We start from the raw sequence: 11,518 nt of genomic DNA, 5'->3' as shown, positions 1-11,518 counted from the left end.
GATGCTGCATTTTCCCCTGCGTAAGCCCGGTTTCATTTCGTTTCCGGCGAAGGGTCAGCTTCCTGTGGAAATCGCCTTGACAGGAATTGGAACGTTCCAGTATGAATTGGAACGTTCCAGTTCAGGGGAGGATGGATGATGCGCTGGGCGCTCATCGGTGCAAGCACGATCGCTGCTCAATACATGATCCGGGCAATGCGGGCGCAGCCCGACGGCGAGGTCGTTCGCGTGGTCAGCGGCTCCGCCGAGCGCGGCGCGGCCTATGCCGAAACCCATGGCATCGCGACCTCGGGCACGGATCTCGACACGGCGCTCGCCGACGCGTCCGTCGACGCCGTCTACATCTCCACCACCAACGAGAAGCACTTCGCACAGGCCATGGCGGCGATCGACGCCGGCAAGCACGTGCTCTGCGAGAAGCCGCTCGCCATGACGCTGGCCGATGCCGCCGCGATGGTGCGGGCGGCGGAAACAGCCGGCGTCGTGTTCGCCACGAACCACCATCTGCGCTGCTCGGGCAGCCACCGCGCCGTCCGCGACCTGATCGCGCAGGGTCGCGTCGGCCGGGTCCTGTCGCTGCGCGTCCATCACGCGGTCTACCTGCCGGAGAACCTGCAGGGCTGGCGCATCAAAGCGGCCGAAGCCGGCGGCGGCGTCACCCCGGACATCACCGTCCACGACGCCGACGTCACGCGCTTCCTGCTCGGCGAGGATCCCGAAACCGTGGTCGGGCAGATCGGCGAGACCGGCCTCGGCCAGGGCGTCGAGGATTCGGCGATGTCGGTCTGGTCGATGCCCTCGGGCGCGATGGTGATGAGCCATGAGAGCTTCACCCACCCCTTCGCCGGAAGCGGCGTCGAGGTGCACGGCACCGAAGGGTCGATCTTCGCGCGCGGCGTGATGACCCAGAACCCCGTCGGCGAGATCGAACTCGTGACCGCGGAAGGACGCGAGGCCGTCCCGTTCGACGATCACGATCTCTACGTGGAGGGCGTGCGCCTCTTTGCCGAGGCGGTGGCCGGCAGGGGCCAGCCCGCGGCGACCGGATGGGACGGCGTGAAATCGCTGGCCGTCGCGCTTGCCGTGCGCGAGGCCGCGCTGAGCGGCGTCCGCCAGACTGTCGACTACGGAGACGCGAAGTGAGCAAGCTGGTCAGCGCGGCGGAAGCGGCGTCACGCATACCCGACGGCGCGGTGGTGACGGTCTCGTCGTCCTCGGCGCTCGGCTGCCCCGACCTCGTGTTGAAGGCGATCGGCGAGCGCTTCGAGGCCGAAGGCCATCCGCGCGGCCTGACCACGCTGCACCCCATCGCCGCCGGCGACATGTACGGCGTCAAGGGTATCGACCACATCGCCCGCGACGGCCTGCTGACGCGCATCCTGGCCGGCTCCTATCCGTCCGGTCCGTCCAACCTGCCCATGCCCGAAATCTGGAAGATGATCGTCGAGGAACGGGTCGCGGCCTACAACGTGCCGTCCGGCATCCTGTTCGACATGCATCGCGAGGCGGCGGCGCGGCGCCCGGGCGTGCTGACGAAGATCGGCCTGGAAACCTTCGTCGACCCGATCCGCGAAGGCTGCGCGATGAACGCCAAGGGCGCCGACGGACCGATCGTCTCGCGCGTCGATTTCGCCGGAGAGACCTGGCTGCACTTCCCCAACATCGTGCCGGACATCTGCATCCTGCGCGCCACCACGGCCGACGAGCGCGGCAACCTGACCTACGAGCATGAAGGCGCCTATCTCGGCGGGCTCGAACAGGCGATCGCGGTGCGCAATCACGGCGGCATCGTCATCGCCCAGGTCGAGCGCGTGACCGCATCGGGCAGCCTGCGGCCGCACGACGTGCGCGTGCCCGGTCACCTGGTCGATCTCGTCGTCATCGACGCCGACCAGAAACAGACCTGCGAAACGCCCTACGACCCGGCGATTTCCGGCCAGATCATGCGCCCGTGGTCGAGCTTCACGCTGGCCGAGCACGGCGTGGAGAAGGTCATCGCGAGGCGCGCCGCGATGGAACTGAAGCGCGGCATGACGGCCAATCTCGGCTTCGGCATCAGCGCCATGGTGCCGCGCATCCTGCTGGAGGAAGGCCATCCCGAGGCCGTGACCTGGGCGATCGAGCAGGGCGCCGTCGGCGGCATGCCGCTCACCGGCTTCGCCTTCGGCTGCGCGTCGAACGCCGACGCCTTCGTGCCGTCGCCGCAGCAATTCATCTATTTCCAGGGCGCCGGCTTCGACATGTCCTTCCTCTCCTTCCTCGAGGTGGACGTCGAAGGCAACGTCAACGTCTCCAAGCTCGGCAAGAAGCCCTATCTGACCGCGGGCTGCGGCGGCTTCGTCGACATCACCGCCCATGCGAAGAAGATCGTCTTCTCCGGCTGGTTCGAGGCCGGCGCGGCGATCGCGCTGACCGAGGACGGCGTGACGGTCGAGCGTCCCGGCAAATTCACCAAGATGGTGGAAACCGTCGAACACGTGACCTTCTCCGGCAAGCGTGCCCGCGCGCAGGGCCAGGAGGTCCTCTACATCACCGAGCGCTGCGTCATGCGCCTCGGCGACGAAGGCCTCGTCGCCACCGAGATCATGCCGGGCATCGTTCCCGAGACCGACATCGTCGCCGCCTCGCGCGGCCGGGTGCAGGTCGCGCCGAATGCCGTGACCATGCCGAGAGCGCTTCTGTCGAACGCGCCGATGGGGTGGACGCCATGAGCGCGCTGCACCTCCTGGTCGACGGGCCGGTCGCGGAATTGCGCCTCGACAACCCGTCGAAACTGAACGCCCTCACCGTGCCGATGCTGGAAGCGCTGGACGCCCATTGCGCCGCGCTGGAACGCGACGCCACGGTGCGCGCGGTGATCCTCACCGCCGAGGGCGACCGCGCCTTTTGCGCGGGCGCGGACATCACTGCCTGGTCGGAACTGCCTCCCGCCGAATTCGCCAGGCACTGGGTGCGGGACGGTCACCGGATTTTCGACCGTCTCGCACGCCTTTCCAAGCCGACCGTGGCGGCAATCTCCGGCCACGCCTTCGGCGGCGGGCTGGAGCTGGCCTCGGCCTGCGATCTGCGCGTCATCGCCCCGACCGCAACCCTGTCGCTGCCCGAGGCAGGCGTCGGCATCGTGCCGGGCTGGTCCGGCACGCAGCGCCTGGCGCGGCTGCTGCCCGAACCGGTGATCAAGGAAATGGCGGTGTTCGGCCGACGAATCTCCGCCGAACGGGCGCTGGCGCTCGGCTATGTGGCCGAAATCGCCGACGACCCGCGGGCCGCGGCCCGCGCCATCGCCGAGGCGACGCTCGGCGCGTCGCCCCGCGCCGCCGAAGTGGCGAAATACATGATCCACGCGGCCGCCGGCGAAGACCGTGCCGCGATGGTCGAGGCGCTGGGCAGCGGCATGATCGCCGCCAGCGCCGACAAGGCCGAGGGCGTCGCCGCCTTCCGCGCCAAGCGCAAACCGCAATTCCCGGGCAACTGAGCATGACGACGCACGACCTCAACCTCATCTCCGCATTCGACCCGTCGGGCATTCCCGCCGATCCCTTCGTCGCCCGCCACCTGATCGCCGGCGAATGGCGCGACAGCGCCGGCGGCGAGACGGTCGAACGCGTTTCGCCGGCGCATGGCGTCGTCGTGAGCCGTGCGGCCAAGGGCGGCGAAGACGAGACCAACGCGGCCATCGCGGCGGCGCGCGCCGCCTTCGAGAGCGGCGTCTGGAGCCGCATCTCGGGCAAGGAACGCGCGGCCGTGATGCTCAAGGTCGCCGACCTGATCGAGGCCAATGTCGAGCGCATGGCGCTGATCGAGACGCTGGAGAGCGGCAAGCCGATCACCCAGTCGCGCGGCGAGGTGTCGGGCGCGGCCGATCTCTGGCGCTATGCCGCCTCGCTTGCCCGCACGCTGCATGGCGACAGCCACAACACTCTGGGCGAGGACATGCTCGGGGTCGTGCTGAAGGAGCCGATCGGCGTCGTCTCGATCATCACGCCGTGGAACTTCCCGTTCTGGATCCTGAGCCAGAAGCTGCCCTTCGCGCTGGCCGCGGGCTGCACCTGCGTCGTCAAACCGTCGGAAATGACGCCCTCGACCACTGTGATGATGGGCGAATTGCTGATCGAGGCCGGCCTGCCGGCCGGCGTCGTCAACATCGTGCTCGGTTACGGCCAGCCGGTGGGCAGCCTGATGACGACCCATGCGGACGTCGACATGGTGACCTTCACGGGTTCCACCGCCGTCGGAAAGTCGATCACGGCTTCGGCCGCCGCGACGCTGAAGAAGGTGGCGCTGGAGCTCGGCGGCAAGAACCCGCAGGTGATCTTCCCCGACGCCGACCTGGAAAGCGCCGCCGACGCCGTCACCTTCGGCATCTATTTCAATGTCGGCCAGTGCTGCAATTCGTCGAGCCGCATCATCGTGCACGAGGACATCGCCGACGCATTCATCGCGCGCGTCGTCGAACTGTCGCGCGACGTGGCCTTCGGCGATCCGCTGGACCCGGCGACGCAGGTCGGCGCGATCGTCACGCCGGAGCACCAGGCCAAGATCGACACCTATGTCCGCCAGGCGGTCGCCGAAGGCGCCAATGTCTGTCTCGGCGGCGGCGTGCTGTCGGTCCCGGGGCTCGACGGCCAGTTCTACCAGCCGACCGTGATCGCCGGCGTCCGCCCGGAGATGGCGATCGCGCGCGAGGAGGTGTTCGGCCCGGTCCTGTCGGTGCTCACCTTCAAAAACGCCGACGACGCGATCGCGCTTGCCAATGACGCATCCTATGGCCTGTCGGCCGGCATATGGAGCGACAATGTCCATACCTGCCTGGACTTCGCGCGGCGCACGCGCGCCGGCACCATCTGGACGAACACCTGGATGGACGGGTTCCCCGAAATGACCTTCGGCGGAATGAAACAGTCCGGACAGGGACGGGAGATCGGGCCATACGGCCTGGAGGAGTTTCTCGAGGTGAAGACCGTGGCGATGCGGATCGGCCGCACGCGCGCGCCTTGGGTAAGAAAACGCTGACCGATATGACATCCCGGCAGCGGAATAAAACGCAAAAGAGGAGGAAGTCCATGCGTTCGACAATCGGAAAGACAGTCGCGGCTTTCGCGGTGCTCGCCTCGTCGGTGAGCTTTGCCCATGCCGGCGACGTTGAGGTCCTGCACTGGTGGACGTCAGGCGGTGAAGCCGCGGCGCTCAACGTGCTGAAGCAGGATCTCGAGAAGCAGGGCATCGGCTGGCAGGACATGCCGGTCGCCGGTGGCGGCGGCACCCAGGCGATGACCGTGCTGCGCGCCCGCGTCACCTCCGGCAACGCGCCGACCGCCGTGCAGATGCTCGGCTTCGACATCACTGACTGGGCCAAGGAAGGCGCGCTCGCCAACCTGAACGACGTGGCGTCCGCCGAAGGCTGGGACGACGTCGTGCCGGGCGCGCTGCAGAAGTTCTCCAAGTATGATGGCCAGTGGGTCGCCGCTCCGGTGAACGTCCACTCCACCAACTGGGTCTGGGCCAACAAGGCGATCCTCGACGAGCTCGGCATCGCCCAGCCGACCACCTGGGACGAACTGGTCGCCGCCATGCAGGCGGTCAAGGACGCCGGCAAGGTCGCCGTCGCCCATGGCGGCCAGGCCTGGCAGGACGCAACGGTGTTCGACGCCGTCGCCATGGCGACCGGCGGACCCGAGTTCTACCAGAAGGCCTTCATCGACCTCGATCCCGACACGCTCGGCTCCGACACGATGAAGGAAGCCTTCGACCGCATGGCCGTGATCCGGTCCTTCGTCGACGACAACTTCTCCGGCCGCGACTGGAACCTGGCCTCTGCCATGGTCATCAACGGCGAAGCCGCCTTCCAGTTCATGGGCGACTGGGCGAAGGGCGAGTTCCTCAATGCCGGCAAGGCGCCGGGCGAAGACTTCCTGTGCTTCCGCTTCCCGGGCACGCAGGACCAGGTGACCTTCAACTCCGACCAGTTCGCGCTGTTCAAGCAGGGCGACACGCCGTCGGATGAGCAGGCCGCCCTCGCCAAGGCGATCATGTCGCCGACCTTCCAGTCGGCCTTCAACGTGGTCAAGGGCTCGGTCCCGGCGCGCGTCGATGTTCCGGACGCCGATTTCGACGCTTGCGGCAAGCAGGGCATGAAGGACCTGGCCGCCGCGTCGTCCTCCGGCAACCTGTTCGGCTCGATGGCCCACGGTCACGCCAATCCGGCGTCGATCAAGAACGCCATGTATGACGTGATCACCGCCCACTTCAACGGCGAGTACGATTCCGAGACGGCCGTCTCCGAACTCGTCTCCGCCGTCGAACTGGCGCAGTAAGTCGCGACAAGGGGACGGGCGGGCGATCCGCCCCTCCCCGTTCAGGAGGAGACCCATGGCAACCACCGCGAACACCCGTGCGGGGAATGACTGGCTGCGCAACGCGCTGCCGAAGCTCGTGCTGAGCCCGAGCTTCGCGATGGTCGTCATCTTCGTCTACGGCTTCATCCTGTTCACCTTCTACCTGTCGTTCACCGACAGCCGCATCCTGCCCAGCTACGGCCTTGTCGGCTGGGAGAACTACGCCAAGCTGTTCAAGCTGCGCGCGTGGGGCATCGCGATCGACAACCTGCTGATCTTCGGCTCGCTCTACATCATCATCTGCTGCCTGCTCGGCCTGGCGCTTGCGATCCTGCTCGACCAGAAGATCCGCGCCGAGGGCTTCATCCGCACGATCTATCTCTACCCGATGGCCCTGTCCTTCATCGTCACGGGCACGGCGTGGAAATGGTTCCTCGACCCCGGCATCGGCCTGCAGGCGGTGATGCATTCCTGGGGCTGGGAAAGCTTCGCCTTCGAATGGATCAAGGATCGCGACATGGCGATCTACACCATCGTCATCGCCGCAGTCTGGCAAACCTCCGGCTTCGTCATGGCGATGTTCCTCGCCGGCCTGCGCGGCATCGACAACGAGGTCCTGAAGGCGGCGCAGATCGACGGCGCGTCGAACTGGGCGCTCTACCGCCGCATCGTCATCCCGCAATTGCGCCCGGCCTTCATGTCCGCCTTCGTCGTGCTCGCCCACATGGCGATCAAGTCCTACGACCTGATCATCGCGCTGACCGGCGGCGGCCCCGGCACGGCGACCGAACTGCCGGCGACCTTCATGTATTCCTACACCTTCACCCGCAACCAGATGGGCATCGGCGCTGCCTCGGCGACGATCATGCTGATGTCGATCGCCGCGATCATGGTGCCCTATATCTGGTCCGAACTCAGGGAGAAGAAGTGATGGCGACCAACGCTTCCTCCCAGGTCGTGCGCACGGGCGCCGGCGCCCGCTTCGTGATCTACACGCTGCTCGCGATCTTCTGCCTCTATTACCTGCTGCCGCTCTACGTGATGGTGGTCAACTCGCTCAAGCCGCTCTCCGAGATCCAGGCCGGCGGGATGATGTCCCTGCCGCGCGAATGGACCGTCGCGCCTTGGCAGAGCGCCTGGGCGACCGCCCAGATCGGCGTCGCGGCGACGGGGCTGAAACCCTATTTCGTCAATTCGATCCTGATGGTTGTGCCGGCCGTCGCGATCTCCACCGTGCTCGGCGCGCTGAACGGATACGTCCTGACCAAGTGGCGCTTTCGCGGTGACACGATCATCTTCGGCCTGTTGCTGTTCGGCTGCTTCATCCCGTTCCAGATGGTGCTCATCCCGATGGCGCGGATGCTCGGCCTGATGGGGCTCGCCGGCACGGTGCCGGGGCTGGTCTTCGTCCACCTCGTCTACGGCATCGGCTTCTCGACGCTCTATTTCCGCAACTACTACCAGCAGTTCCCGACGGAACTGGTGCGCGCGGCGATGATCGACGGGGCCGGCTTCTTCACCATCTTCCGCCGCATCATGCTGCCGTCGTCCGGCCCGATCGCCGTCGTCTGCATCATCTGGCAGTTCACGAACATCTGGAACGACTTCCTGTTCGGCGCGTCCTTCTCGGATTTCGACAGCCAGCCGATGACCGTGGCGCTCAACAACCTCGTCCAGTCCTCGACGGGCGTGAAGGAATACAACGTCCATTTCGCCGGCGCGATCATGGCGGCCCTGCCGACGCTCCTCGTCTACATCGTCGCCGGCCGCTACTTCGTGCGCGGCCTGATGGCCGGATCGGTAAAAGGGTAAGACAATGGGTTTTCTCGACATCAGAAACGCCACGAAATCCTACGGCGCGGTCAAGGTGCTCCACGAGACCAACATCGCGGTGGAAGAAGGCGAGTTCCTCGTTCTTGTCGGCCCGTCCGGCTGCGGCAAGTCGACCCTCCTGAACATGATCGCCGGGCTGGAGGAGGTCACCACCGGCGACATCGCCATCAAGGGCCGCTCGATGAACGGCGTGCGCCCGGCCGACCGCAACATCGCGATGGTGTTCCAGTCCTACGCGCTCTATCCGAACATGAACGTCGCCCAGAACATGGCCTTCGGCCTGGAGATGCATGGCATCCCGAAGCCGGAGCGCGACAAGGCGGTGGCGGGCGTCGCCGACCTTTTGCAGATCAGCCACCTGCTCGACCGCAAGCCCGGCCAGCTCTCCGGCGGACAGCGCCAGCGCGTCGCCATGGGCCGCGCCCTGGTGCGCGATCCGGACGTCTTCCTGTTCGACGAGCCGCTGTCCAACCTCGACGCCAAGCTGCGCGTCGACATGCGCACCGAGATCAAGAAGCTGCACCAGAAGCTCGGCACCACCATCGTCTACGTCACCCACGACCAGATCGAGGCGCTGACGCTTTCCACGCGCATCGCCGTGATGTTCGGCGGCCACGTCCAGCAACTGGGCACGCCGAAGGAGATCTACGACAACCCCGCCAACATGTTCGTCGCCGGCTTCATGGGATCGCCCTCGATGAACCTGTTCCCCGCCAAGGTCGCGGTAAAGGACGGCGCGGCGGTCGCCCGGATCGACCTCGTCGACGGCGGCGTCGCCTCCCTGCCGTTTGCCGCCGGCAACGCCATGGCCACCCATGACGGGCGCGACATCATTCTCGGCATCCGGCCGGAAGCGATCACCGACGAGGACGGCGCCGACCGCAAATCGAAGGCGATCCACCGCATCGACGCGCGCGTCGAGGTCACCGAACCGGCCGGCTCCGACACCTTCGTGGTCAGCAATCTCGGCGGCAAGGAGGTGACCGGCCGGTTCCGCGCCGATGTGGACGTCAAGGCGGGCGATGTCTTCCCCTTTGCCGTCAACATGGAAAAGGCCGTCGCCTTCGATCCGAAGACCGAGCAGCGCCTCGGCTGACATCCATGTCTTCATCATCGCCGGACATCGTCATCATCGGCTCGGGCATGGGCGGCGCGACACTCGCGGCCGGCCTTGCGCCGACCGGCGCGCGCATCGTCATCCTGGAACGCGGCCAGCAGATCCCGGACGACGCGCCCGCTCGCGACCCGAATCGCATCTTCCGCAACAGCGCCTTCCTGGCCGACGAGACCTGGCTGGACGAGACGGGCGCCCGCTTCGCGCCCGGCAACTACTACCAGGTCGGCGGCAACACCAAGCTCTACGGCGCGGTGCTGATCCGTTACCGGGAGCGCGATTTCGACGAACTGCAGCATGCCGAGGGCGTCTCGCCGGCCTGGCCGTTTTCTTATGACGAACTCGCGCCCTGGTATGACGCCGCCGAGAGGCTGTATCAGGTGCGTGGCGACACGTCTTCCGACCCGACCGAACCGCCCCATGCCGGGGCCTATCCCTTCGCACCGGTCCCCGACGAACCGGCGATCGCCCATGTCCGCGCCCGGCTGGAGAAGGCCGGCGCGCACCCCTTCTCGCTGCCGCTCGGCGTCGACATCGAGCGCTGGCTCGCGCATGGGAAGACCGGCTGGGACGGCTATCCCGACACGCGCTGCGGCAAGATGGACGCCGAGACCTGCGGCCTCGCCAAAGCGCTTTCCCACGACAATGTCGAGCTTGTGACCGGCGCCCGCGTCACCGGGCTGAAGGCCGGGCCGGACGGCAGGCGCATCACGGACGTCGTCTACGAGAAGGACGGCGAGACCCGCCGCCTGACGCCGCGCGTCGTCGCGCTCTGCGCCGGCGCGGTGCAATCGGCGGCGCTGCTGCTCGCTTCGGGTCTAGCCAACACGTCCGACCAGGTCGGCCGCTGCTTCATGAACCACAATGCCAGCGCGCTGATCGCCTTCGATCCGCGGTTCCGCAACGATTCCGTCTACCAGAAGACCTTCGGCATCAACGACTGGTATTTCGACGACGGCGCGGGCGGCCCGCCACTCGGCAACATCCAGCTGCTCGGCCGCGTCGTGCCGGACATCCTGCGCGCCAACGTGCCGTCGCTGCCGATGCCGCTTGCCCGCTACGTCTCCGGCCACGCCGTCGATCTCTACGCCATCTCCGAGGACTTGCCCGACCCGGAAAGCCGCGTCGTGCTGTCCGGAGGCGACATCCAGCTCGTCTGGCGGCGCTCCAACATGGTCGCCCATCACGGGCTGGTGTCGAAGATCAAGGAGACCCTGCGCGCCGCCGGCTTCCCGGTGGTCCTGTCGCGCCTGTTCGACGGCCGCGTGCCGTCGCATCAATGCGGCACCGTGCGCATCGGCGCCGATCCCGCCGCCTCGGTCCTCGATCCGCAATGCCGGTCCTGGGATCATCCGAACCTCTTCGTCACCGACGCCGGAGCCTTGCCGACCTCGGCCGCCGTCAATCCGGCGCTGACCGTGGCGGCCATGTCGCTGCGCGCCGCCGACACCATCCGAAAGGACCTCGCGGCATGAAGCCGGTCGCATTGATCACCGGAGGCCAGCAGGGGATCGGTCTCGGCATCGCCGAGGCGCTGGCGGGCGCCGGTTTCGCGATCGCGCTCGCAGCCGAACGCGCACCCGACGACGTCGCCGTCACGACCGCCCTCGAACGGCTCGGGCCGGACGCCTGCTATGTCCGCCATGACGTCGCCGATGTCGGCCATGTCGCCGCTCTGCTCGACGCCGTCGAGGACCGGCTCGGCCCGGTCGACTGCCTCGTCTCCAATGCCGGCGTGCCGGCGAAGGTGCGTGGCGACATGTTCGACGTCACGCCGGCGAATTTCGACTTCGTGCTCGACGTCAATCTGCGCGGCTCCTTCTTCCTGGCGCAGGAGACCGGCAAGCGCATGGCCGCCCGTGAAGCGGACACCTATCGCTCGATCGTCTTCGTCACCTCGGTCAGCGCGGAGGCGGTGTCGATCGAACGCGCCGAATACTGCATCTCCAAGGCCGGCGCCTCGATGATGGCGAAGCTGTTTGCCACGCGCCTCGCGCCGCTGGGAATCGGCGTTTTCGAACTTCGGCCCGGCATCATCGAGACAGGCATGACCGCCGGCGTGAAGGACGCCTACACGGCCCGCATCGAAGGCGGGCTGGTGCCGGCCGGACGCTGGGGCCATCCCGCCGACATCGGCTCGATCGTGGTGCCGCTCGCCACCGGACAGATGGCCTTCGCCAACGGCGCGGTCATCCCGGTCGATGGCGGCCTTTCCATTGCGCGCTTGTGAGGACTG

General features: G+C 67.2%; 10 protein-coding genes. All 10 read left to right on the top strand.

The annotated features are described in order from the left end of the window. Positions 1–135: 135 nt before the first annotated feature. From MRY80_RS09320 to MRY80_RS09275, 10 genes are read left to right on the top strand one after another with little or no spacing between them, the layout of a single operon-like run. On the top strand, positions 136–1,143 hold the full coding sequence (locus tag MRY80_RS09320; protein ID WP_293290319.1) for a Gfo/Idh/MocA family oxidoreductase: 1,008 nt from the start codon (positions 136–138) through the stop codon (positions 1,141–1,143). Next, entirely contained in the window at positions 1,140–2,711 is a 1,572-nt protein-coding gene (locus MRY80_RS09315; RefSeq protein WP_293290317.1) for a CoA-transferase, read from the top strand. Before MRY80_RS09320 ends, MRY80_RS09315 begins: the two co-directional genes overlap by 4 nt. Beyond that, entirely contained in the window at positions 2,708–3,475 is a 768-nt protein-coding gene (locus MRY80_RS09310) for an enoyl-CoA hydratase/isomerase family protein (protein WP_293290315.1), read from the top strand. Before MRY80_RS09315 ends, MRY80_RS09310 begins: the two co-directional genes overlap by 4 nt. A 2-nt stretch (positions 3,476–3,477) precedes the next feature. Further along, positions 3,478–5,013, top strand: coding sequence for an aldehyde dehydrogenase family protein (locus MRY80_RS09305; RefSeq protein ID WP_293290313.1), 1,536 nt, complete (start codon positions 3,478–3,480; stop codon positions 5,011–5,013). Positions 5,014–5,063: 50 nt separating this feature from the next. Beyond that, positions 5,064–6,314: an ABC transporter substrate-binding protein gene (locus MRY80_RS09300; protein WP_293290311.1), complete on the top strand. Its 1,251-nt coding sequence runs from the start codon at positions 5,064–5,066 to the stop codon at positions 6,312–6,314. Between the two features lie 55 nt (positions 6,315–6,369). Further along, the gene (locus MRY80_RS09295; RefSeq protein ID WP_293290309.1) at positions 6,370–7,266 is read left to right on the top strand and encodes a sugar ABC transporter permease; all 897 of its coding nucleotides are present in this window, start codon (positions 6,370–6,372) and stop codon (positions 7,264–7,266) included. Then, positions 7,266–8,147 (top strand): carbohydrate ABC transporter permease, encoded by an 882-nt coding sequence (locus MRY80_RS09290; RefSeq protein ID WP_293290307.1) that lies wholly within the window; start codon positions 7,266–7,268, stop codon positions 8,145–8,147. The genes MRY80_RS09295 and MRY80_RS09290 overlap by 1 nt, the downstream gene beginning before the upstream one ends. Positions 8,148–8,151: 4 nt before the next feature. Beyond that, positions 8,152–9,264: a sn-glycerol-3-phosphate ABC transporter ATP-binding protein UgpC gene (ugpC, locus tag MRY80_RS09285; RefSeq protein ID WP_293290305.1), complete on the top strand. Its 1,113-nt coding sequence runs from the start codon at positions 8,152–8,154 to the stop codon at positions 9,262–9,264. 5 nt (positions 9,265–9,269) lie between these two features. Continuing rightward, positions 9,270–10,757, top strand: a complete 1,488-nt coding sequence (locus MRY80_RS09280) for a GMC family oxidoreductase (RefSeq protein WP_293290303.1) — start codon at positions 9,270–9,272, stop codon at positions 10,755–10,757. Further along, positions 10,754–11,512 (top strand): 3-ketoacyl-ACP reductase, encoded by a 759-nt coding sequence (locus tag MRY80_RS09275; protein WP_293290301.1) that lies wholly within the window; start codon positions 10,754–10,756, stop codon positions 11,510–11,512. Before MRY80_RS09280 ends, MRY80_RS09275 begins: the two co-directional genes overlap by 4 nt. The last annotated feature ends 6 nt before the right edge of the window (positions 11,513–11,518 follow it).

The organism is Oricola sp. (assembly GCF_022763245.1).
Taxonomy (GTDB): Bacteria; Pseudomonadota; Alphaproteobacteria; order Rhizobiales; family Rhizobiaceae; genus Oricola.
Note: the sequence above shows the minus strand (reverse complement) of the source record. Positions and strands in the feature narration are given on the sequence as shown.

Coding starts and splice junctions, on each gene's coding strand:
- MRY80_RS09290 (WP_293290307.1), top strand. CDS start 7,266: ATGGCGACCAACGCTTCCTCCCAGGTCGTGCGCACGGGCGCCGGCGCC.
- ugpC (WP_293290305.1), top strand. CDS start 8,152: ATGGGTTTTCTCGACATCAGAAACGCCACGAAATCCTACGGCGCGGTC.
- MRY80_RS09275 (WP_293290301.1), top strand. CDS start 10,754: ATGAAGCCGGTCGCATTGATCACCGGAGGCCAGCAGGGGATCGGTCTC.
- MRY80_RS09295 (WP_293290309.1), top strand. CDS start 6,370: ATGGCAACCACCGCGAACACCCGTGCGGGGAATGACTGGCTGCGCAAC.
- MRY80_RS09280 (WP_293290303.1), top strand. CDS start 9,270: ATGTCTTCATCATCGCCGGACATCGTCATCATCGGCTCGGGCATGGGC.
- MRY80_RS09320 (WP_293290319.1), top strand. CDS start 136: ATGATGCGCTGGGCGCTCATCGGTGCAAGCACGATCGCTGCTCAATAC.
- MRY80_RS09305 (WP_293290313.1), top strand. CDS start 3,478: ATGACGACGCACGACCTCAACCTCATCTCCGCATTCGACCCGTCGGGC.
- MRY80_RS09300 (WP_293290311.1), top strand. CDS start 5,064: ATGCGTTCGACAATCGGAAAGACAGTCGCGGCTTTCGCGGTGCTCGCC.
- MRY80_RS09310 (WP_293290315.1), top strand. CDS start 2,708: ATGAGCGCGCTGCACCTCCTGGTCGACGGGCCGGTCGCGGAATTGCGC.